Origin of the sequence: Rhodoferax sp., assembly GCF_044236835.1 — a bacterium.
GTDB lineage: Bacteria > Pseudomonadota > Gammaproteobacteria > Burkholderiales > Burkholderiaceae_C > Allorhodoferax.
The window spans coordinates 17,007-40,388 of record NZ_JBIIGC010000018.1 but is presented as its reverse complement, the minus strand read 5'-3'; the positions used below and the strand labels follow the sequence as shown (position 1 = coordinate 40,388).

The 23,382-nt window shown below is 60.7% G+C and carries 16 protein-coding genes; 10 read left to right on the top strand and 6 right to left on the bottom strand.

Annotated elements, in window-relative coordinates:
- The first annotated feature begins 102 nt into the window (after positions 1-102).
- From aceE to pbpC, 9 genes are all read left to right on the top strand, one after another.
- Positions 103-2,838: a pyruvate dehydrogenase (acetyl-transferring), homodimeric type gene (gene aceE / locus ACILRC_RS12435; RefSeq protein WP_395669689.1), complete on the top strand. Its 2,736-nt coding sequence runs from the start codon at positions 103-105 to the stop codon at positions 2,836-2,838.
- Positions 2,839-2,856: 18 nt separating this feature from the next.
- Positions 2,857-4,569, top strand: a complete 1,713-nt coding sequence (gene aceF / locus ACILRC_RS12430; protein ID WP_395669688.1) for a dihydrolipoyllysine-residue acetyltransferase — start codon at positions 2,857-2,859, stop codon at positions 4,567-4,569.
- A 9-nt stretch (positions 4,570-4,578) separates the two neighbouring features.
- The gene (lpdA, locus tag ACILRC_RS12425) at positions 4,579-6,435 is read left to right on the top strand and encodes a dihydrolipoyl dehydrogenase (protein ID WP_395669687.1); all 1,857 of its coding nucleotides are present in this window, start codon (positions 4,579-4,581) and stop codon (positions 6,433-6,435) included.
- A gap of 345 nt (positions 6,436-6,780) precedes the next feature.
- Positions 6,781-7,365, top strand: a complete 585-nt coding sequence (locus ACILRC_RS12420) for a DUF2059 domain-containing protein (protein ID WP_395669686.1) — start codon at positions 6,781-6,783, stop codon at positions 7,363-7,365.
- Positions 7,366-7,512: 147 nt separating this feature from the next.
- Positions 7,513-8,400, top strand: a complete 888-nt coding sequence (locus ACILRC_RS12415) for an alpha/beta fold hydrolase (protein ID WP_395669685.1) — start codon at positions 7,513-7,515, stop codon at positions 8,398-8,400.
- Positions 8,397-8,975 carry a TetR/AcrR family transcriptional regulator gene (locus tag ACILRC_RS12410; RefSeq protein ID WP_395669684.1) on the top strand — a complete coding sequence of 193 codons (579 nt, stop codon included), beginning with the start codon at positions 8,397-8,399 and terminating at the stop codon, positions 8,973-8,975. The genes ACILRC_RS12415 and ACILRC_RS12410 overlap by 4 nt, the downstream gene beginning before the upstream one ends.
- Positions 8,975-9,466: a DUF4442 domain-containing protein gene (locus ACILRC_RS12405; protein ID WP_395669683.1), complete on the top strand. Its 492-nt coding sequence runs from the start codon at positions 8,975-8,977 to the stop codon at positions 9,464-9,466. The genes ACILRC_RS12410 and ACILRC_RS12405 overlap by 1 nt, the downstream gene beginning before the upstream one ends.
- A 202-nt stretch (positions 9,467-9,668) precedes the next feature.
- Positions 9,669-14,801 (top strand): MG2 domain-containing protein, encoded by a 5,133-nt coding sequence (locus tag ACILRC_RS12400; RefSeq protein ID WP_395669682.1) that lies wholly within the window; start codon positions 9,669-9,671, stop codon positions 14,799-14,801.
- 10 nt (positions 14,802-14,811) lie between these two features.
- Positions 14,812-17,151 carry a penicillin-binding protein 1C gene (gene pbpC, locus ACILRC_RS12395; RefSeq protein WP_395669681.1) on the top strand — a complete coding sequence of 780 codons (2,340 nt, stop codon included), beginning with the start codon at positions 14,812-14,814 and terminating at the stop codon, positions 17,149-17,151.
- Here pbpC and ACILRC_RS12390 read toward each other — a convergent pair.
- From ACILRC_RS12390 to ACILRC_RS12365, 6 genes are read right to left on the bottom strand one after another with little or no spacing between them, the layout of a single operon-like run.
- Positions 17,148-17,732 (bottom strand): GNAT family N-acetyltransferase, encoded by a 585-nt coding sequence (locus ACILRC_RS12390; RefSeq protein WP_395669680.1) that lies wholly within the window; start codon positions 17,730-17,732, stop codon positions 17,148-17,150. The genes pbpC and ACILRC_RS12390 overlap by 4 nt on opposite strands.
- A gap of 54 nt (positions 17,733-17,786) precedes the next feature.
- Positions 17,787-18,503 (bottom strand): ABC transporter ATP-binding protein, encoded by a 717-nt coding sequence (locus ACILRC_RS12385; RefSeq protein ID WP_395669679.1) that lies wholly within the window; start codon positions 18,501-18,503, stop codon positions 17,787-17,789.
- Positions 18,500-19,267, bottom strand: coding sequence for an ABC transporter ATP-binding protein (locus ACILRC_RS12380; RefSeq protein WP_395669678.1), 768 nt, complete (start codon positions 19,265-19,267; stop codon positions 18,500-18,502). Before ACILRC_RS12380 ends, ACILRC_RS12385 begins: the two co-directional genes overlap by 4 nt.
- Positions 19,264-20,238 (bottom strand): branched-chain amino acid ABC transporter permease, encoded by a 975-nt coding sequence (locus ACILRC_RS12375; RefSeq protein WP_395669677.1) that lies wholly within the window; start codon positions 20,236-20,238, stop codon positions 19,264-19,266. Before ACILRC_RS12375 ends, ACILRC_RS12380 begins: the two co-directional genes overlap by 4 nt.
- Positions 20,235-21,155 carry a branched-chain amino acid ABC transporter permease gene (locus ACILRC_RS12370; protein WP_395669676.1) on the bottom strand — a complete coding sequence of 307 codons (921 nt, stop codon included), beginning with the start codon at positions 21,153-21,155 and terminating at the stop codon, positions 20,235-20,237. Before ACILRC_RS12370 ends, ACILRC_RS12375 begins: the two co-directional genes overlap by 4 nt.
- A 49-nt stretch (positions 21,156-21,204) precedes the next feature.
- Positions 21,205-22,374: an ABC transporter substrate-binding protein gene (locus tag ACILRC_RS12365; RefSeq protein WP_395669675.1), complete on the bottom strand. Its 1,170-nt coding sequence runs from the start codon at positions 22,372-22,374 to the stop codon at positions 21,205-21,207.
- A gap of 271 nt (positions 22,375-22,645) precedes the next feature.
- Here ACILRC_RS12365 and ACILRC_RS12360 point away from each other — a divergent pair, with 271 nt between their 5' ends.
- Positions 22,646-23,287 carry a nitroreductase family protein gene (locus tag ACILRC_RS12360; protein WP_395669674.1) on the top strand — a complete coding sequence of 214 codons (642 nt, stop codon included), beginning with the start codon at positions 22,646-22,648 and terminating at the stop codon, positions 23,285-23,287.
- Positions 23,288-23,382: the final 95 nt, after the last annotated feature.

Here is a 23,382-nt window from a genome sequence, read left to right as displayed (position 1 = left end):
TTATTATGAAATGAAAATGCATAGGTTGAAATAAGAAATAAATTGTGGGAAACTCCTGCCCGCGTAATAAATTACGTCGACAAAAAGCAACTAGGAGACCCCATGTCAGCAGTACCCCAGGGCGCAAGCGGCGCCGCCGACCAAGACAGCCAGGAAACCCGCGAGTGGATGGACGCGCTGTCCGCGGTGATTGAAGCCGAAGGCCCCGAGCGCGCCCACTTTTTGCTGGAGCAGCTGCTAGAACATGCGCGGCAAAACAGCATTGACATGCCTTTCTCCGCGAACACAGGCTATGTCAACACCATCGAGCCCGATCAGGAGGAGGCTTCACCGGGCAACTTGGAGATTGAAGAGCGGCTGCGCGCCTACATGCGTTGGAACGCCATGGCGATGGTGGTCAAGGCCAACCGCCACAACCCCGCTGACGGTGGCGACCTGGGCGGCCACATTGGGTCATTTGCCTCTTTGGCCAGCCTGTTTGGTGCTGGTTTCAACCATTTTTGGCATGCAGAGAGCAACGAGCCCGGCAAAGAGCACGGAGGTGACTGCCTCTATATCCAAGGCCACGTCTCCCCAGGGGTCTATGCCCGTGCCTTCTTGGAAGGCCGTTTGACCGAAGAGCAACTGCTCAACTTTCGCCAAGAGGTGGATGGCAAGGGGCTCTCCAGCTACCCGCACCCGAAGCTGATGCCAGAGTTCTGGCAGTTCCCCACCGTCTCGATGGGTCTGGGGCCCTTGATGGCGATCTACCAGGCGCGCTTTTTGAAGTACCTCCACGCCCGCGGCATCGCCAACACCGAGAACCGCAAGGTCTGGGTGTTTTGCGGCGACGGCGAGATGGACGAGGTGGAGTCACTGGGCGCGATTGGCTTGGCCGCACGCGAAAAGCTGGACAACCTGGTGTTTGTCATCAACTGCAACCTGCAGCGCCTGGACGGCCCGGTGCGCGGCAACGGCAAAATCATTCAGGAGCTGGAAGGCGAGTTCCGCGGTTCAGGCTGGAACGTGATCAAGCTGCTGTGGGGCTCGGGCTGGGACCCGCTGCTGGCCCGCGACAAGGAAGGCGCCTTGCGCAAGCTGATGATGGACACGGTCGATGGCGACTACCAGGCCATGAAGGCCAACGACGGCGCCTATGTGCGCAAGCATTTCTTCGGCAAGGACCCGCGTACGGCCGAGATGGTGGCGAAGATGAGCGACGAAGCCATTTTTGAGCTGCGCCGGGGTGGTCACGATTCGCGCAAGGTGTACGCCGCGTTCCACGCTGCGGTACACCACAAAAACGAACCCACTGTGCTGCTGATCAAGACCGTCAAGGGCTTTGGCATGGGCAAGTCGGGTGAAGGCAAGAACACGGTGCACCAGACCAAGAAGCTCACCGACGAAGACATCAAGGCATTTCGGGATCGCTTCAACATCCCGGTACCGGACAGCGATTTGCCCAACGTGCCGTTCTACAAACCCGCCGACGACACGCCCGAGATCAAGTATTTGCACGAACGTCGCAAGGCCTTGGGTGGTTATTTGCCGCACCGTCGCACCCAAGCCGACGAGAGCTTTACTGTGCCCTCGCTCGACACATTCAAGGCAGTGATTGAGCCCACAGCGGAAGGCCGAGAAATCTCGACGACACAGGCCTATGTGCGCTTTCTGACGCAGCTGTTGCGCGACAAGGCACTGGGGCCACGGGTGGTGCCCATTCTGGTGGACGAAGCGCGCACTTTCGGCATGGAAGGCTTGTTCCGCCAGGTCGGCATCTACAACCCTGCAGGCCAACAGTACACCCCGGTCGACAAAGACCAGGTCATGTACTACCGGGAAGATGTGGCTGGCCAAATTCTGCAAGAAGGCATCAACGAAGCCGGCGGCATGAGCAGCTGGATTGCGGCAGCGACCAGTTACTCCACCAGCAACCGCATCATGGTGCCGTTTTACGTGTACTACTCGATGTTTGGTTTCCAGCGCATCGGCGATCTGGCGTGGGCCGCAGGCGATATGCAGGCGCGCGGCTTCTTGCTGGGTGGCACCTCGGGGCGCACCACGCTCAACGGCGAAGGCTTGCAGCACGAAGACGGCCACAGCCACATCATGGCAGGCACCATTCCCAATTGCATCAGCTACGACCCCACGTTTGCGCATGAGGTGGGCGTCATCCTGCACCATGGCTTGAAGCGTATGGTGGAAAAGCAAGACAACGTCTTCTATTACCTGACGTTGCTCAACGAAAACTACCCCATGCCCGGCCTCACTGCAGGCACCGAGGAGCAGATCATCAAGGGCATGTACCTTTGCAAAGAGGGGGTCAAGGCCGCTGCCAAAGGCAAGGCTGCAGCGGCGCCACGCGTTCAGTTGCTGGGCTCGGGCACCATCCTGCGCGAAAGCATTGCCGCGCAGGAATTGCTGGAGAAGGACTGGGGTGTTGCCGCCGATGTGTGGAGCTGCCCCAGCTTCAACGAGCTGACCCGCGATGGCCAAGACGCTGATCGCTGGAACCTGTTGCACCCTCTGGAGACGCCCCGTGTACCGTTCGTGGGGCAGCAGTTGGCCGCTTCCAGCGGACCAGTGGTGGCGTCGACCGACTATATGAAGGCCTATGCGGAGCAGATCCGCCCCTTCATCCCCAAAGGCCGCACCTACAAAGTGTTGGGCACCGACGGTTTTGGGCGCAGCGACTTCCGCAGCAAATTGCGTGAGCACTTTGAGGTGAATCGTCACTACATCGTGCTGGCCGCACTCAAGGCGCTGAGCGAAGACGGTGTCGTGCCGGTGGCCAGGGTGGCGCAATGCATCGAGAAGTACAGCATCAATGCCGACAAGATCAATCCGCTCTACGCATAAGTTCCGGAGACACACAACATGGCAATCGTTGAAATAAAGGTCCCGGACATCGGCGACTTGGATGAAGTCGCGGTCATTGAGCTGATGGTCAAGGCGGGTGACACCGTCAAGGCCGAGCAAAGCCTGATCACGGTGGAATCTGACAAGGCGTCGATGGAAATCCCGTCGTCGCATGCAGGCGTGGTGAAGGAACTCAAAGTGGCTTTGGGCGGCAAGGTCAAAGAAGGTTCGGTGGTACTTTTGCTGGAGGTGGCGGATGCCGCTGCCCAAGCAGGTTCCTCCGCATCGGCGGCGCCTGCTACAGGTTCGGCCGCCCCGGCGCCTGCGGTGGCTGCAGCGCCGCAGGCGAGCGCAGCAACGGCACCGGCTGCGGCGCCCGTGGCCACCGGTCCCGTGGAAGTGCGCGTGCCCGACATCGGCGACTTCAAGGACGTGGCCGTCATTGAGCTGATGGTCAAGGCAGGCGACTCTGTCAAGCTCGAACAAAGTCTGATCACAGTGGAGTCCGACAAGGCGTCGATGGAGATTCCGTCCTCAGCGGCAGGCGTGGTGCAAGAACTCAAGGTGAAGGTTGGCGACAAGGTCAATATCGGTGACTTGATCGCTGTGCTGCAGGGCGCATCCAGCGCGGCGTCTACGTCGGCCGCTGGCGCACCTTCAGGCGCGTCGAGTGCTTCTGTCAGCGCGGCGCCAGTGCCTACAACCAGCGCTGCAACTGCAACGCCAGCACCTGTGTCGGCTGCCCCAGCCGCTGCGTTGGCCGCGCCCGCCCATGTCCCCGGCGCCAGCACGGTGGGGCTGCCGCACGCGTCCCCTTCGGTGCGAAAGTTCGCGCGTGAGCTGGGTGTGCCACTTAACGAAGTCAAGGGCACCGGGCCCAAGGGCCGTATTGTGGAGTCGGATGTGCAGGCTTTCACCCGCTCGGTGATGGCCGGTGCAGTGCAAACCGCCGCCATTGCGGCGCAAAGCAAAGTGCAATCGAACAACGACGGCGCGGGCTTGGGGCTGATTCCTTGGCCCAAGGTGGACTTTGCCAAGTTCGGACCCGTCGAGCGCAAAGAGATGTCGCGCATCAAGAAGATCAGCGGTGCCAACCTGCTGCGCAACGCGATCATGATCCCGGCTGTTACCAACCACGACGACGCCGATATCACTGACCTCGAGGCGTTTCGCGTATCCACCAACAAAGAGAATGAAAAGAGCGGCGTCAAGGTCACCATGCTGGCCTTTTTGATCAAGGCCTGTGTGGCAGCGCTCAAGAAGTACCCCGAGTTCAACAGCAGCCTCGACGGCGACGCACTGGTTTACAAGAACTATTGGCACATCGGTTTTGCCGCCGACACCCCCAACGGTTTGATGGTGCCGGTCATCAAAGATGCCGACAAAAAAGGCATCTTCCAGATCTCCACCGAGATGGGCGAACTCGCCAAAAAGGCCCGCGATGGCAAGCTCAGCCCTGCCGAAATGTCGGGTGCGACCTTCACCATCTCCAGCCTGGGCGGCATCGGCGGGCGCTACTTCACGCCCATCATCAACGCGCCCGAGGTGGCTATTTTGGGTGTGTGCCGCTCCACCACCGAGCCGGTGTGGGACGGCAAGGCCTTCCAGCCCCGGTTGATGCTGCCGCTCTCATTGACCTGGGACCATCGGGTGATCGACGGTGCGGCTGCCGCGCGCTTTAACGTCTACCTCGGCCAGATTCTGGGCGACTTCCGCCGCGTGTTGCTCTAAGGAACTGAAATGGCCATCGTTGAAATCAAAGTTCCGGACATCGGCGACTTCGCAGAAGTGACCGTCATCGAGTTGATGGTTGCTCCGGGCGACACCATCCAGCCCGAGCAAAGCTTGATCACCGTGGAGTCCGACAAAGCCTCCATGGAAATTCCTTCCAGCCAAGGCGGTGTGGTGAAGGAGCTCAAGGTCAAGCTCGGCGACAAGGTGAAAGAAGGGTCTGTGGTGCTCTTGCTCGAGGCAGCGGGCGCAGCGTCCACTGTGGCCCCGGCGGTTGCATCTGCATCTGCGCCCGTGACTGCGCCCGCTTCGAACAAGGCAGCGCCCGCTGCGGTAGCGGCAGGCGCTGCTCCTGTTTCTACCGCTTCGTCCTTCGGCGGCAGTGCAGATCTTGAATGCGACTTGCTCGTCCTGGGTGCTGGCCCCGGCGGATATTCGGCAGCGTTTCGCGCAGCAGACCTCGGCCTAAGGGTCGTCATCGTTGAGCGCTACGCCACCCTTGGTGGTGTGTGCCTGAATGTGGGCTGCATTCCGTCCAAGGCACTCCTGCACGTGGCCGCTGTGATGGACGAAGTCAGCCATCTGGGTGACTTGGGTGTGGAGTTCGGCAAGCCGGTGGTCAACATCGACAAGCTGCGCGGCCATAAGGAAAAAGTCATCGGCAAACTCACCGGCGGCTTGGCAGCGATGGCCAAAATGCGCAAGGTCACCACCGTGCGCGGCTATGGTGCCTTTGTGGGCGCGAACCACGTGGAAGTGGAAGAAACCAGCGGCGACGGTCAGGAGAAAACTGGCACCAAGAAAGTGGTGGCATTCATGAAGTGCATCATCGCTGCAGGCTCACAAGCCGTGCGCCTGCCCTTCATGCCCCAGGACCCGCGCGTGGTCGACAGCACCGGCGCGCTGGAACTGAAAGCGGTTCCCAAGCGCATGCTGATTTTGGGCGGCGGCATCATCGGTTTGGAAATGGGCACGGTCTACAGCACGCTGGGCGCACGCCTGGATGTGGTGGAAATGATGGACGGCCTGATGCAAGGTGCCGACCGCGACTTGGTCAAGATCTGGCAGAAGATGAACGCCAAGCGCTTTGACAACATCATGCTCAAAACCAAGACGGTCTCCGCCCGCGCCTTGCCGCAGGGCATTGAGGTGACATTTGAGTCGGCAGAGCCAGGCGGCGCCACGCCACCGCCGCAGGTCTATGACTTGGTGCTGCAAGCCGTAGGCCGCACACCCAATGGCAAGAAAATCGCTGCCGAAAAGGCCGGTGTCGCAGTGACCGACCGCGGCTTCATCAACGTCGACATCCAGATGCGTACGAACGTACCGCACATCTTCGCCATCGGCGACATCGTGGGCCAGCCGATGCTGGCGCACAAGGCGGTGCACGAGGCCCACGTGGCGGCCGAAGTGATCGCCGGTGAATTGCAAGGCAACAAAGAACTGGCGGCTGCTGCATTCAATGCCCGCGTGATACCCAGCGTGGCCTACACCGACCCCGAAGTGGCCTGGGTCGGCCTCACCGAAGACCAGGCCAAGGCGCAAGGCATCAAGGTCAAAAAAGGTCTGTTCCCTTGGAGCGCTTCCGGCCGCGCCATTGCCAATGGCCGCGACGAAGGCGTCACGAAATTGCTGTTCGATGATTCGCCCGAGGCGCACGGCCACGGCAAGATTCTGGGCGGTGGCATGGTGGGTACGCACGCGGGTGACATGATCGGCGAGATTGCGCTGGCCATCGAGATGGGTGCGGACGCGGTGGACATCGGCAAGACGATTCACCCTCACCCCACGCTGGGCGAGAGCATCGGCATGGCGGCGGAGGTGGCGCATGGGTCTTGTACCGACGTGCCGCCCGCGCGGAAGTAGGGCCTCTGCAGCCACGCCGTATTGCAAAGCCCGAGCTGGCAACGCTTTTCAGCAGTCACGACCTATTCCCGCCTTTGGCGCCTAGTTGTGCTTTGGGGAAAGCCGCAGCTCGTTATCGACGCGATCCCAAGCCTGTCGGCTGCCCCTTAGTCTTCCATTGTTGGATGAACCTCGTCTGGCGCATGGGTCGTGCACCGATGGTCTGCCGAGCTCAAAGTCAGTACCTCATCCGTTACTCATCGGTGGCTTGATTGCGCGGTGCATCCAGGGCCCTGGCGGAGTGGGCCTGCTCCCCATCAGCGGCTCCAGCCGCGCGAGTCGGGCGACTTCCGAAGGAAAATGCCCGTGTCATACTTGCCTGCATTCGGTTTCATTCTCTTTTTTCAACGTAGCCAGACTGTGGAACATGGTCGACTTCAACATGGGAGTTTTCAAATGAGTTTGCGACACATCGCTTTGTTTTGGCTCCTCGCGTTGTTCCTTGCTGTGCCAGCCAAGGCGCAAGACCTTTCGCCTGAGCGCCGTGCAGACATTGAGCAACTTTTGCGCATGACTGGTGCTGTCTCCATTGGCAAACAAATGGGGGCGACGATGGCAACGCAAATGACGCAGCTCCTCAAAAAGGTACGGCCTGATATCCCAGACGAGGTGTTGCAGGCTTTGCCGGAAGAAGTGATGGGTGCAATTGACGAAAACATCGGCAGTTTGATCAACGAAATGGTCCAGCTCCATGCCAAGCATTTCAACGAAGCCGAAATCAAGGGACTGATTGCGTTTTACTCGACTGACCTGGGAAAAAAGGTCGTCAGTGGCATGCCTGGATTGGTGTACGAAAGCACGCAAGCCGGGCAACGTTGGGGCGAATCGATTGGTCCCATCGTTGAGAGGCGGATCAAGGCGCGATTCAAGCGACAAGGCGTTGTTATCTAGGCGTCAGGACCACCCCTTTTCTTGGGGTGCAATGCGGCGCTTCCCCTAAGTCCCATAGACACGAATAGCTTGACTCAGAGCTGACTCCTTTCGGGTTCGGCATAATGTAGACCGTTCTGTATAATTTTGAAGAAGGACGAAATCTGTATGCACTCCACTGAACCTTTCTCACTTGTTACGCCTGACGGACAGACCCTGGCCGCCACACGTTACTGGGTTGACGCGCAGCAGCCCAAAGCGGTGGTCGTGATCGCGGGTGCTACCGCCGTTACACAGCAGTTCTACCGTCGCTTTGCCGAAAGCTTGGCCGCGCGCGGAATGGTCGCCCTCAGTTTCGACTACCGTGGTGTGGGCGGCTCTGCGCCCAAAAGCCTGGTCGGTTACAAGATGGACTACCTAGACTGGGCGCGCGTCGATCTCGCCACGGTGATTCGTGCGGTTGCCAGGCCTGATCTTCCCCTGCTCATGGTCGGCCATTCGTACGGTGGCCATGCGTTGGGCCTGTTGCCGCCGCAGTGTCAAGTCGATGGTCTGTACACCTTCGGCACCGGCGCGGGTTGGCACGGTTGGATGCCTGCACTGGAGCGGCTCAGGGTGCGCGCAATGTGGGGTTTCATTGGACCCATACTCACTGCGTGGAAAGGCTATCTGCCGTTCAAGCTTCTGGGCATGGGTGAGGATCTACCGCTCGATGTGTACCGCCAGTGGCGGCGCTGGTGTCAGTTCCCGCGCTACTTTTTCGACGACCCTCTTATACAAGCGCAGCTTGAAGGTTTTGCCCGGGTGACCACGCCAATCGTCGCAGCCAACTCGATCGACGACGCTTGGGCCGTGCCGCGCTCTCGCGACGCCTTCATGGCGGGTTACACGCGCGCGACCGTCGAGTCCCGCGATCTGGTACCTGCGGATTACGGTCTGCGCAACATTGGACACATGGGCTACTTCCGCGCCGAATCCAGGCAGATCTGGGAACATGTCCATGCGTGGGCCGATGCGCGCATCGCCGCCTTCACTCCAACCTCAAGCACGCCATGAACGCCAACCGCCAAAAGGTGCTGGATGCCACGGTGCAGTTGCTGTCGCAGTCTGGCCTGTCGGGCGCGGGCCTGAACGATGTGATTGCCTTGAGCGGCGCATCGCGGGGCTCGCTGTACCACTTCTTTCCCGACGGCAAAGAGCAATGGGTGACCGAGGCCTTGCGCATGTACGCGCAAGCGTTTTCGGTCTCGGCTGAGGCGGCAATTGCCAAGGCACCTACGGTGACGCAGGGCGTTGCCAGTATTTTTTTGTTCGCAGCCAAGATGATGCAGGCCCGCAATTTTCAAAGCGGTTGTCCGGTCGGTGCGGTGGTGCTCGACCTCCACGCTGAGAACGAGGCATTGCGCGTGGTATGTCTGGACATCATGGCGCAATGGGAACAGCAGCTGGCTGGCCACTTCGCACCGCTGCCGGCAGCGCAAGCGCTCTCGTTGGCGAAGATGGTGATTGCCTGTTTTGAAGGTGCTTTCATGCTCGCCCGCCTGGAGCGCAGCACTGCACCGCTGACGCTTGCGGCCCAGCAGATGACGCTGCTGATGGACACGTTGCTGAACGCGAAGGTGCAGAGCTGATGGTGCGCAAACTTCTCCCGTATCTGTTCTGGCTGTGGAATTTTTGGCCACCGTTTTTCGGTGCCGGCGTTCGTCTCGCTTCCATCCGCCGCGATCTTTTGGGACTTGAGGTGCGACTGAAGAGCCGCGCATGGACCCGCAATCCAATGGGTACGCAGTTTGGCGGCTCAATTTTTGCAATGACCGACCCGTTCTTCGTTGCCATTTTCCGTCTGCATCTGGGGCGCGATATCGCCGTCTGGGACAAAGCGGCGAACATCCGCTTCAAACACGCATCCAACGCCGAACTGCGTGCGGTGTTCCAGGTCACGCCTGCGCAACTTGACGAAATCCGCCAGCAGCTGGCGACGCGCGATCATCTGGACTGGACTGCCACCATCGAAGTCACCGACGCCCAAGGGACCTTGGTTGCGACCGTTGACAAAACCATTGCCCTGCGCCGCAAGCGCTCCACTGGCGCAGCCTCGTCGGCCCAACCCAGTGCTTCTTAGGCCGAAGATGCACCGGTAAGTTCTGCCTCTTCGGCGTGATGCGACTTGAAGAAATCTTGGAGCTCGCATGTCAAGAAGGCGCTGCGTTGAAATCGCTTGTCAACGCCCAATGGATCGCGATCACTCCCTTTGCATTGTGTAAAGTCGACCAAGAGCTGGTGATCAACCGGTAGTTACTCGACATGTGTTGAGAGGAGTACTGATGTCTTTGCAATCGAAGCGGTTGGTCGTCTTGTCTGCTGCACTTGTGGCCATCATGGCCTTGGTTATTGTTGCAGTCATCCACTTCCGCGCGACAAGTGGTGGCGCTGACGGCAACGACCTCGGTGTCGGCCCCTTCGAGATTGCCGACGCTGCCAACCGTGATTTTGAGGGCGCGCCTGCTCTGGCCCTGAGCTTCACCCATCCGATGAGCGCCCGCAATGGCCATGACGACCACATTCAGGTTTTCGAAATGCCACAGCGCGCCGCAGATGGCGTCCAGGCGCGCCAAGCGGATGATGACGACCAGCGTCCATCCGTTGCCAAGCCACAGGTCAGCACATCGGCGGACGACGTAAAAACTGATGGTGGTAAGTTGGTAAAAGGCGCCTGGGTTGTTGCCGACAACCCGCGTGTTCTGTACTTCCCACACATCAAGCCGCAGACACGCTATGTCATCCGTGTCTCCGCTGGAATTGCCTCCGCTTCTGGGGAAAAGTTGTCGGCGGATGGCCGCTACTCAGTCCTTACCGCCACCTTGTCACCGGCCTATTTTTTCCCCAGTCTGGGGATGGTTCTGCCGGCTAGTCAAAACGGCGGCCTCCCAGTGACGACGGTCAATGTGCCTGAGGTCGACATTCAGTTCCTGCGCGTCAAGCCGGACCAACTGCCACGCTTTCTCGACAAGGTGATAGGCGGTCCACGCAATGTGCAGAGCCGGCAACGGGACGATGACGATGACTACCTTGACGAGGGTGGTGGAGATTGGCGCGCCACGAACCTCAAGGGAGCTATCAACCACTGGTCGCTAGACGCCATGGGCAAGCTCACTGACAGCGTCTTTGTGGGGCGCTTTCTCACCGAGCAGAAACCCAACAAGCGCAGCGTTACCTTCATTCCGGTGGAAGAAATCAAAGAGCTTCGTGAGCCAGGTATTTACATCGCGGTAATGAGCCAGCCCAACCGATTTCGGGTTGAGTATCAGGTTACGTACTTTTACGTCAGCGATCTCGGCCTCTCCGCCCGGCTGTTTGCGAAAGGAGCGGACGTGTATGTCAGCTCGCTGACCAGTGGAAAGGCAGTCTCCGGCGTCGAAGTGGCCTGGTTGGACGAAGCCGCCAAAGTTGTTGCCCACGCGCAGACCGATGGCGATGGACATGCCGCTTTCGTTGAGCGGCCGGCCAGCGCTAAGGTTGTCGTCGCCAGACACCGTCAGCAAATCTCGATGATCACGCTCAAAGAGCCAGCGCTCGATCTATCGGAGTACAACGTCACGGGCTTGCCCGGACGGCCAGTGAGGCTCTTCGCATACTCCGGTCGCAATTTGTACCGGCCGGGTGAGCAGTTTGACGTTTCGGTGTTGGCCCGTGATCCCGACGGAAGAACCGTTGCCCCGCAACCTATCCAAGCAATCCTGCGTCGCCCGGATGGCAAAAGCCAGTTCACCGATAGTTGGTCCCCAGATGCCAAAGTTGGTGGCTACTACCAACGGCGGCTTGAGTTGCCAGCTGACGCACCGACGGGGTTCTGGACTCTTGAGTTGCGCTCCGATCCTGCCGACAAGCTGGCGACGACCAGCTACCGCTTTGGGGTGGAGGAATTTTTGCCTGAGCGTATGAAGCTTGACCTCTCCAGCCAGCAGGCAACGGTGTCGCCCAGAGAAAGCTTGCGCATTGCGGTCAAGGGTTCGTATCTATATGGTGCGCCGGCCAGCGGTAACCAACTGGTCGGGGTCGCAGTGTTTGAGCGCCAAAAGAATCCCCTTGCCCGCAAACTGCCAGGGTTTGAGTTTGGCGACATTGACGAAGAAAACGCTCGCGATCGTATTGAGCTCGAGCGGGAAACACTGGATGAGAACGGCGAACTCGACCTCGAAGTTGATCTGTCACCGGCCAAGGGCAGGCGCTCGCCGTATTCCGTTCGAACCACCTTGAGCCTGTTGGAAACCGGGGGCCGCCCGGTGGTGCGCAATTTCGAGCGCGACATCTGGCCAGCGCCGGTGATGGTGGGTTTGCGGCCCTTGTTCAGCGGAGACTACGCACGTGAGGGCAGTCTTGCCCAATTTGAGGTGGTCCGCGTGAATGCCGAAGGCACCCTGTTGGCGGGACAGTCATTGCCGGTTCGATTGTTCCGTGAGAACCGCGACTACTACTGGCGCTTCGACGACCAGCGCGGTTGGCACAGCGGCTTCACTGAAACCGACGAGCTGGTAGACACAGGCAGCGTTGGCATTGCGCAGGGCGGTCGTGGCAAGCTCAGTCTGCCAGTCAAGTACGGCCGGTACCGGCTGGAGATTACTGATCCGGAAACTCGGTTGGTCTCGAAGCTGCGCTTCTATGCCGGTTGGAACGCGCGCGGTGAAGAGGGGCAGGGTGTGCGTCCAGACCGAGTCGCCATGAAGTTTGACAAGCCTGCCTACAAAGAAGGCGAGACTGCGAAACTGACCATCACTCCCCCCCACGCCGGCGAGGCACTGGTCACGGTGGAAGGGGACCAAACCCTGTGGCTCAAGCGCGTCACGGTGCCTGTCGGTGGCGCGACGATTGACGTACCGGTGCACAAGGACTGGAAGCGGCACGACCTGTATGTGTCGGTCGCCGTGATGCGTCCCGGAAGCAGCGGCGAAAAGGTCACCCCGGCCCGCGCCTTGGGCTTGGCCCATCTGCCGCTTGAGCGGGAGGACCGCAAAATGATCGTCGCGCTGGAGGCGCCAAAGAAGGTACTGCCCGACAGCAAACTGAAGGTGAAAGTGAAGGCACCCGCAGCCGCAGGCCAACAGGCGATCGTGACGGTGTCGGCGGTCGACGTTGGAATTCTCAACATCACCCGTTTTGTAACTCCCGATCCACACGGACATTTCTTCGGCAAACAGCGCTATGGAGCCGACCAGTACGACGTTTACGGTCGGCTGATCGAAAAGATGGCTGGCAAAAAGGGAAGGCTGAAGTTTGGGGGCGACGCCGCACCTAAAGTCACCAAGAGTCTGCCAAAGAAGGTCATGTTGGTTGACCTGTTTTCTGGTCCGGTGGCGCTAAACGCCCAGGGAGAAGCGGACATTGTGCTCAACGTGCCCGACTTCAACGGCACGCTGCGTCTGATGGCTGTGGTTGCGGCGCCTGACACTTTCGGCAATGCCGAGCTTGAAACGGTGGTGGCGGCACCGCTGGTTGCTGAGTTGATGATGCCGCGCTTTCTCACCGTGGGTGACTCCGCGACGGTCGCGGTTGACCTTCACAATCTGTCTGGAAGCACACAAACATTAGCTCTGCGCGTGCTCAGTGGCGCAGGTCTTAAGCTGACAAATTCCGAGAGAGAAGTGACACTGAAAGACCAGCAGAAGCAGACGGTCCGCTTTGGTATGGAGGCCGGTAGCGCTTTGGGGCTAACGGATGTGCGGGTTGTGGTGAGCAGCAATGGCGGCATCAAGCTCGAACGCAGCTTTGGCTTGCAGGTCCAGGCCGCGACACCGCTGCAACAGGTAAGCAAGTTACTCGCAATCGGTCCCGGCGAAAGTATCGAAGTCAAAGAGGCGGAGCTGGGTGGTTTCATCCGGGGCACCGTTCAGTCGCATTTGGTGATTTCAGATCAGGCGCCGATCGATGTGCGTGGCGCGATACAGGGGTTGCTCGTGTATCCCTACGGGTGCGCCGAGCAGACAACCTCTACTGCCTACCCGCATGTGTTCGTCGACGAGGAGGGGGCCAGGCGCTTTGGACTGAAGGTTTACAGCCGTGAGCAGCGAGCCGACATGCTTGGTAAGGCCATTGCCCGCCTTGGTGCGATGCAGGCACCCAACGGTGGCTTTAGCCTGTGGGGCAACGTGTCCGAAACCCAGTATTGGCTATCCGCCTATGTCAGCAACTTCCTGATCGATGCCCGGGAGCAGGAGTTCGATGTTCCGCAGGCGATGCACAGGAACGCCATGGAGTTTCTGCTGAAAAACTTGCAGGAGGGCGCCGCGGGCTTACCACGCGGCAAGGTGGCTTACCGAGAGGATGGGTGGCGGGACCACCGCTACGCTGGAGCCGGCCGCTTTGGCGTGTTGGCTTATGGGGCGTATGTGCTTGCGCGCGAGTCCAAGGCACCGCTGTCGACATTGCGGCAGATGTTCGAACTGCGCGAGCAGGCCCACTCGGGGCTGGCCCTGATTCATCTCGGACTCGCGCTCCAACGGATGGGCGATGAAAACCGTGCGCAAACGGCGCTGGCCGAGGGCGTCAAGAAAGGCCGAGACGCAGGATATTGGTGGGGCGATTATGGAAGTCCGGTACGCGATGCGGCACTGTCCTATGCACTCCTGGAGCACCACAAGCTAAAGGTCGATGGCAAAGACAATTTGGTTGCCATTGCCGCTGCAGAACTGGGCAAGAGCCGCCATACCAGCACGCAGGAAAAGCTCGCCCTGTTTTTGCTTGGTCGCAACCTGTCTACCAAGACCGACAACGAAGCGCGTTGGACGGTGGAGCTTGCAGACCCGCAAAGGCGAGAAACGCTTACCGCCTCGGGCCCTGTCTTTAGGTCGCTGGCCGTGGCAACTTTGCAAGGTGGGTTGCGCCTTAAGAATACGCACAAGGCAAAACTCTACGTTCAGCTAAACATGAGCGGCAACCCGGCAAAGATGCCTGCCAACCGCAGTGACGCCATCGCCTTGTCGCGCGAACTTTTTGAAGCCGACGGCACGCCTTTGCGTTCGCGTGCGCTGCGTGTTGGCGAATCGGTGATCGTACGGATCAACGTCGACGCGCGTATCGGACTGAACACCGGCATGGTGGTCGACAAGATTCCAGCTGGACTGGAAATTGAAAACCTGAATCTTTCTCAGGGCGAGGGCATGGGCAGCACCACCATCGGAGGTGTCAATCCCGCCGATGCCATGCAGGATGCACGCATTCAGCATGTGGAGTTTCGTGACGACCGCTTTGTTGTTGCGGCCCGTCTACAAGGCACGCTGCGGTTGTACTACCGCGCTCGCGTGGTGACTCCGGGAAAGTTTGTCTTCCCGCCGACCTACGCTGAGGATATGTACCGCCCAGACGTCTATGGCTTAGCCGTCAGCGACGCCACCCTGACCGTTACCGATGCCCGGCAGGCCAAGGAGGAGGCGTCCACCGCTGCGTTAACCGCTCAGCCCTGAGTGCAAGGGGATGCGCATGGATCGACTCGCGTCTTGGCGTTGGGCGCCCAAAGCACCTGCGACTTGGGCCTGGTGGGTGCTGGCTGCTCTGGTTGTGCTGCTGATAGTTGACCGCGCTTTTCCACCACGCGTGCCTGGCCCCGGTGCATCTACTGCAATGCTCATTGTTGCCCGCGACGGCACGCCCTTGCGCGCATTTGCCGATCGCGACCATGTATGGCGTCACCCGGTCACGCTGGCGGAGGTGTCACCACGCTATATCGAGGCGCTTGTGCGTTATGAGGACCGATGGTTTCGTTGGCACCCTGGCGTCAATCCGCTGGCCTTGGCCCGCGCGGCATGGCAATGGGCGCGCCACGGCCACATCGTGTCCGGCGGCTCGACGATCACGATGCAGGTCGCGCGCATGCTCGAACCCATGCCCAAGACGATACTGGGCAAGTTCAAGCAAATGTTGCGCGCCTTGCAGCTGGAGGCGCATTACTCCAAAGACGAAATTCTCGGCCTCTATGTCAATCACGTCCCGATGGGCGGTGCGTTGCAGGGAGTCGAGGCCGCAAGTCGGGCTTACCTTGGCAAGCCAGCCCGCTTGCTAAGCCATGCCGACGCTGCGTTGCTCACGGTGCTGCCGCAGGCTCCGTCTCGATTGCGTCCCGACCGTGCGCCGGAGCGCGCCCGCCAGGCGCGGGACAAGGTACTGCGTCGGATGGCTGGCACATGGCTTGACGATGACGTCCGTGACGCACTTGAGGAGCCAGTTGTTGCCCAGACGGTACGCGACCCGCTGTTGGCTCCCTTGTTGGCAGAACGACTGCGGCGGCAGGCAGCTGGCCGCCAACGTGTCGATACCACCGTCGACGCCTATGCACAACAGACGGTTGAACTGTTGCTGACGCATCGTCTCAGTGGCTTGCCGCCACGCGTCTCTATGGCCGCACTGGTCGTCGACAACGATAGCCTTGAGGTTCGGGCTTACGCGGGTTCCGCAGATTTTTCGGATGACGAGCGCTTCGCTCATGTGGACATGGTGCGCGCCTCTCGCTCACCCGGTTCGACACTCAAACCATTTCTGTATGGATTGGCTTTAGACGAGGGATTGATTCATTCAGAGTCGCTGCTCGCCGATGTGCCGCAATCGTTTGGCGGGTACCAGCCAGGTAACTTCCAACAAAGCTTCCACGGACCGGTGAGCGTCTCCGAGGCCTTGGTGAAGTCCCTGAATGTGCCTGCGGTGGAGGTACTGGAGCGCATCGAACCCAAGCGCTTCGTGTCAGCATTGCGCAGCGGCGGTTTGAAACTGGAGTTTCCAAAGGGCGAGTCGCCCAACCTGTCAGTGATCCTCGGCGGTGCCAGTACATCTTTGGAGCAGCTGGTTGGCGCCTACACAGCCTTCGCCCGCCAAGGCATGGCCGGAACGCTACGGTACCTGCCGCAGGCTCCCAAAGTGGAGCAACGCATGCTCTCGGCCGGCGCCGCATACATCATCCGTGATGTTCTGGAGTCGGGTGGCCCCGTTGGGCGGGCAGTCGAGGCGGGCATGGGGGCACGGCGCGGAATTGCCTGGAAGACCGGGACCAGCTTTGGTTTTCGCGACGCATGGGCCATTGGCGTTTCGGACAGGCTGACGGTCGGTGTCTGGATTGGTCGTCCAGACGGCACACCCAATCCCGGCTTCTTCGGTGCCAACGTGGCAGCGCCGTTGTTGGTGGACATCTTTGACGCGCTTGACGGCAACGCGGTGGTGTCGCGTACGCCACCAGCGTCGGTCAGCCAAGTGAAAGTGTGTTGGCCGCTGGGTGGGCGCTTCGAGTCGGACCAGGAGGGCCTATGCCAAAGGCAGGCCCTAGCTTGGTTGCTTAACGACACAGCGCCACCGACTTTTCCTGACCGTTTGCGCACAGCCCCAATGCGCTTGAGCTACCAAGTCGATGCGTCCAGCGGCTTGCGGGTAACTCCGCAGTGCAGCACGCGACCGCGTCGCCAGGTCGAAGCCGCACGCTGGCCAGCGGCACTGGAGCCCTGGCTAGGTCCTGAGCAGCGCAAAAAGGCGTTCCCACCGCCCTGGGATCCTGGGTGCAAAAATCAACGTGAACCGGAGGCGGGACTGCGCATTTCAGGGGTCACTGACGGCGAGGTCATCCGGCGTGTCCGGCCAGACCAGGACCCGGTGGTCCGGCTCGAGGTGCGGGGACACCGCGGGCAGGTGTATTGGCTGCTCAATGGCAGACTGGTTGCCCACCGTTCGGCGGGCCTTCCACTGGTGCAAAGACTGAGCGAAAAGGGCCGTGTCGACATCACGGTCATGGATGAGCATGGTCGCTTTGACCGGGCCAGTGTCAGTGTGCGTTAGAGCAGATCCAAACCTCGCACAGCTTCAGGGTTGTGGCTGGTGGGCACCCTGACCGGGTAGTTCATTCCAATTTCATAGACAAGCTCACCGTGCTCACCACCGGGAACGGGCCAATGGCGCTCTGGATGTGCAGTCCTGACATACCGAAAGCCTGATTTTTCAAGTACACGGCGGGAGGCTAGATTGACAGCCATCGTCTCGGCGCGTACGCGGTCATAACCTAAGTGCTTGAGCGCGGCGTCGACCAAGGCCTGGACACCTTCGGTCGCATAGCCCTGACCCCATGCGGATCGGGCCAGGCGGTAGCCGATCTCCGCAGTGTTCAGCCCATCAACCAGGCCGTCGTCAAACAAGGCAAACCAGCCTATGAAGGTGCCGCTCTCGCGAAGTTCGGCTGCTAGGACCTCGGGTTCTTCACCGCGCGGCGTCAGAAAGTCAGCATCGCTCAGACCCGCTTCGGGGACAGGCTCCCCGCCGTTGAGGAAGCGCATCACCTCGGTGTCGGCTTCCAGTGCGATCAGCATAGGCCGGTCGGCAGGGCACACGGGGCGCAGAGTCAGGCGGCTGGAATTCAGGTTCATCGGCACCGCGCCCTGCCAAAGCGACTGCCGCAGGCGTACGACCAAGCGCACCCATCAGACACCCAGACTCTCCTTGAGCTGGTGGCGTGCGTCCATCAGACTGCCGGAGCTGCCATGCCAGATCGTTCGCCCTTTTTCCAAAATGAAATGGGTGTCTGCCAAGCGCATCAGCGGGACCAGGTTTTTGTCGATCACCAGGACCGACAAGCCCGACGCCTTGAGGGTTTGCAAGCAGTCCCAAATTTCAGCGCGCACCAAGGGCGCGAGGCCCTCGGTGGCCTCGTCCAGGATCAGCAACCTTGGGTTGGTCATCAGTGCGCGTCCGATGGCCAGCATTTGTTGCTCGCCGCCAGATAGGTTGGCGCCCAAATTGCCTGCGCGCTCCTGGAGACGCGGGAACAATTGGTACACCCGCTCCAGCGTCCAGGGTTCGCGATGGTTCAGGCGGTTGTGCGCGGTGGCTACCAGGTTCTCGTGGACGGTGAGGTTGGCAAACACCTGGCGTTGCTCGGGCACCAGGCCAATGCCCAAGCGGGCAATTTGGTGCGAGGGTAAGTGCGTGATGTCCTGGCCGGCAAACAGCAGGCGGCCATGCCGAGGCGCCATGATGCCCATGATGGAGCGCACGGTGGTGGTTTTGCCCATGCCGTTGCGTCCGAGCAAAGTGACAAACTCGCCCTCTGCCACCGACAGGCTGGCGCCGAACAGGGCTTGCGCATCGCCGTAACAGGTTTCCAGGTCTTGGGCTTGGAGCAGGGGGGCGGTGCTCATTCGGGCAACTCCTCGTCCCCTAGGTAGGCAGTGCGCACCTCGGCGTTGTGGCGTATTTCTTGGGGCTTGCCGCTGGCGATGATGGCGCCGTTGACCATCACCGAGATGGTGTCGGCCAAGGCGAATACCGCTTGCATGTCGTGCTCCACCAGCAGCAGTGTGTAGCGGCCCTTGAGGGTGGCCAGCAGCTCGACCACTTTCAATGCATCCTGGTGGCCCATGCCCGCCATGGGCTCGTCTAGCAGCAGCACCTTGGGCTCGCCCACCAAGACCATGGCCAGCTCCAGCTGGCGGCGCTCACCATGCGCGAGGTCCGATACCCGCTGGCCGGTGCGGTGGTCCAGTCCGGCCTGGGCAATCGCGTTTTGGGCTGCGTCTACGAGTTGACTGCGTTGCAGCAAAGCGCGCCACGCGCCGAAGCTGTGGCCATCGTGGGCCTGCCTGGCCAAGGCCACACACTCCAGCACGGTGAACTCTGGGAACGTGGACGAGATTTGGTACGAACGTGCCAAGCCCCGCAGCGCACGGTCGGCAGCGCCCAGTGCGGTGACGCATTCACCTTGCAAAAACACGTCGCCACTGTCGGGCCGCAACTCGCCGCCCAGTTGGCCAATCAAGGTGGTCTTGCCAGCCCCGTTGGGCCCGATGATGGCGTGGAGTTCACCCTGTGCCAACCGCAAGCTCACATGGTCGGTGGCCAGCAGGCCGCCATAGCGCTTGACCAGGGCCTGGGTTTGCAGGGGTGCGGTGCCGTGGACGCTCACGCGACACCCTTAGGTAAGGTTTGGCGTGATGCGCGGCGTGCATCCCAGTCCAGCGCCAGGCCGAACAGGCCTCGGCGCGCGACCAGCACCACCAGAACGATCAAAGGCCCTAACACCATGGGCCAGCGCTCTGTCATGCCTTTGAGCAGTTCTTCAAACCCCAATAAGGTCAAGGCCCCGACCAAGGGGCCCAGCACCGTGCCCATCCCACCAAGGACGACCATCACAATCAGTTCGCCCGACAAGGTCCATGCCATGTAGGCGGGCGAAGCGTAGCCTGTGAGGTTGGCGTACAAAAAACCAGCCACACCGGCAACCACGCACGACAGCACATAGGCGCTGAGTTTGTAGCGCAGGGTATGGAACCCCAAAGACTGCATGCGCCTCTCATTCATGCGACAGGCTTGCAGCACCATGCCAAAGGGCGCGTGCACCATGTGCTGCGTCCACACCACCACGGCCAGAATGCAGGCCAGGGCGGTGTAGTACAAGGTCGCGGGCGTGCCCAGGTCCAGTCCGACTAACTGGCTGCGCATGGCGATGGATAAGCCATCATCCCCGCCGTACTGCTTGAGGCTCACAAACAGGTAATAAAACATCTGGGCGAACGCCAGCGTGATCATGATGAAGCCGATGCCGCTGGTACGCAACGATACCCAGCCGGTGGCCAGGCCCACCACCGCGCAAAGCACCACGGTGACCAGCAATTGCACGGCCCCGTTGTCCACCCCGTGGTGGGCCAAGATGCCCACGCTGTAGGCGCCGATGCCCAGGTACAGGGCGTGCCCAAAACTCACCATGCCGCCAAAGCCGAGCACGATGTTCAAGCCCAGCGCGGCCAGCGCCAACACCAGGGCGCGGGTGGTGAAGGTGAGTAGAAACGGCTCGTCCAGCCAGCGCGCCACCAGGGGCAGCACCGCCAGCGCGATCAGCAGGCCCACTGTGATGAGTAAGGGCAGGCGCAGCTTCATTGGTTCTTCACCGGGAACAAGCCTTGGGGCCGCAGCGCGAGCACGGCCGCCATGAACATGCAGGTCAGCATGGAGGCAATGGCCGGACCCGCCGCCTGCGCGCTGCTGCGGTCAATGAACTCGCGCAGCAGCAGGGGCAAGAAGGCGCGCCCTGCGGTGTCAATCACCCCGACCATCAGCGCCGCGTAAAACGCGCCCTGCACCGAGCCGATGCCGCCAATCACGATGACGATCATCACCAATATCAGCACCGGTTCGCCCATGCCGGGTTGCACCGACAAGATGGGGCTGCCCATCAAACCGGCCAGTCCCGCCAGTGCGCCCCCCAGCGAAAACACCAGCGCGTTGAGCAAACGGATGTTCACGCCCAAAGCCGCCACCATGGTGGGGTTGAGCGAGCCCGCGCGGATCAACATGCCCACCCGCGTCTTGGCAATCAGCAGGTAGCAGCCCAGCGCAGCCAGCAAACCCACGCTGATGATGGCGAAGCGGTACTTGGGGTACATCACGCCAAAAATGTCGATGGTTCCTGACAGGGCTGGCGGAACATTCATATATACGGGCGACGCGCCCCAAACCCAGCGCGCCAACTCGTTAAAAAACAGAATGAGTCCGAAGGTGGCCAGCACGTGGTCCAGGTGATCGCGGCTGTACAAGGGCCGCGCCACCACCCGCTCCACGACAGCGGCCAACACACCACCACCCACCACCGCCGCCACGCCTGCGGCCAGGAAGGACTCGGTGGAGCCATACACCGTAGCGGCAAAGTAGGCGCCCATCATGTACAGGCAGCCGTGCGCCAGGTTGACAAAACTCATGATGCCAAACACCAGCGTCAAGCCGGCCGACAGCATGAACAACAGCACCCCGAGTTGCAGACCGTTGAGCAGTTGGATGAAGAACAGCGACCACGTCATGGGCGCATGCCAGGGCGTGTCGCTGGTGCCCGTGCGGCGCGAAGCACCATCACTTCATGGCGCACTGGCTGGCGTAAGCGTCGGGATGGTCTTTGAGCACCACACCCTTGGTCACAAAGGCGGCCTGGCCGCTGCTGTCTTTGGCCACATCGACCCGGTAGAAGTTGCGGATGGGGAACTGGTTGTTATTGAACCGGAACGGGCCAGCCACCGATTTGAAGTCGGCTTGCTTGAGTGCTGCGCGCAAGGGCTCGCGGTCCAACTTGCCCTGGGTCTTTTGCAAAGCCGAGTTCAGCAGCATGGCAGCGTCGTAGCTCTGGGCAGCGTACAGCGAGGGCAGGCGGTTGTACTTTTTGCGGAAGTCGTCGACAAACTTCTTGTTTTGCGGGTTGTCGATGTCGGGGCTGTAGGGCGAGCTGGTGATGATGCCCAGGGCGATGTCTTTGAGTGCTGGCAGGCTGGTGCCGTCCACGGTGGCCGCTGACAACAGGGGAAGCTTGCCCAACAGACCCGCCTGTTGGTACTGCTTCACAAAGTTCACGCCCATGCCGCCGGGGTAAAACACGTACACCGCATCGGGTTTGGCCGCTTGCATTTGCGCAATTTCAGCCGAGTAGTCCGGCTGGTTGATTTGGGTATAAATCTCGTCGAGTCCGTTGCCTTTGTACTGGGCCTTGAAGCCGGCCAGTGCATCTTTACCGGCTTGGTAGTTGGGCGCCATCAGGTACACGCGTTTATAGCCTTGCTCACGCGCATACGCGCCCATGGACTCGTGCAAGGAGTCGTTGTTCCAGGAGGTGGAGAAGTACATGGGGCTGCAGCCCTTGCCGGTGATGGGGGTGGGGCCCGCGTTGGAGCCGATCAAGAAAACTCCGGCATCGGTGATGGGCTTGTGCACCGCCATCATCACGTTGGAGAAGGTCACACCGGTGATGATGTTGACCTTGTCTTTCTCAATCAGCTTTTTGGCCAGTTCTACGCCAAGGTCGGGCTTGAGTTGGTCGTCCTCTTTCAGAACCTGCACCTGGCTGTCGCCCAGCTTGCCACCCAGGTGCTCAATGCCGAGCATGAAGGCGTCGTACTGGTCTTGCCCCAAGGCGCCAGCCGGGCCCGACATGGTGCCCAAGAAGCCGATCTTCAGGGGCGCTTGGGCGTAGCTTGCCGCACTGGTCAGCGCGATGGCGCAGGCGACGGAGAAAGACTTGGACGAAAGTTTCATCTTGGGGAACCTTTGGGTTGAAGGAAAAACAGCGGGATTTTATTTTTTATCCGGGCCCCAGGGCATCAGGGTTTTCATAGAACCAGCTCGCACACCTCTTGTTGCCCACGGGAACTCCCTCGCGGTTTCGAGCACCCATGAACCCAGTGCGACCACTGCCATCAACCGGTGTGTGAAACGCCAGGGCATTGGCGAGGCGGGGGCGAGTACCTCCGTTGGGGTGCGGGGAGGATAATCGCCGCTCAACTACTGAGCGTTCGACGCACCCCCCATGTCCTCATCTTTGACCGACCACCTGCACTGGCGCTATGCCGCGAAAAAGCTCAACCCCCAACGCCCGGTACCGCAGCCGTTGGTGGACCGCATTGTGGAGGCCGCGCGTTTGGCGCCTACGTCCAGCGGACTTCAGCCGTTCGAGCTGATCTCTGTCACCAACCCAGAGGTACGCGCCAAGATTCGCGAGATCGCCTGGAACCAGGCGCAAATCACCGACGGCTCGCACCTGCTGGTGTTCGCGGCATGGGACAACTACACCGTCGAGCGGATCAACCACATGTTTGACCTGACCAACGCGGTGCGCGGCTTCAAGAACGAGGGCTGGGAAAACTACCGGCAGATGCTGCTCGCCAGCTACCCGCAACGTGACGCCGAGGTGAACTATGCCCATGCCGCCCGCCAAGCCTACATTGCAGTGGGCGTGGCTCTGCTGGCTGCTGCCGAGGCCCAAGTGGACTGCACTCCAATGGAGGGTTTCGACCCCGCCAAGCTCGACGACATCCTGGGTCTGCGCGCGCGTGGGCTGCGCAGTGTAGTGATCCTGCCGTTGGGCTACCGCCAGGAGGAGGGCGACTGGTTGGCCAAGCTTGCCAAGGTACGTCGGCCCTTGGACCAGTTCCTAACCGAGGTGAAGTAAGCAGCGAACGGCATGGGCACTGCATGCGTGGCCGCGGACTTGGCGCTTGGGCGGCCACGCCAGCGGGGAGTTTGTGCCAACAAACCACACGCGCT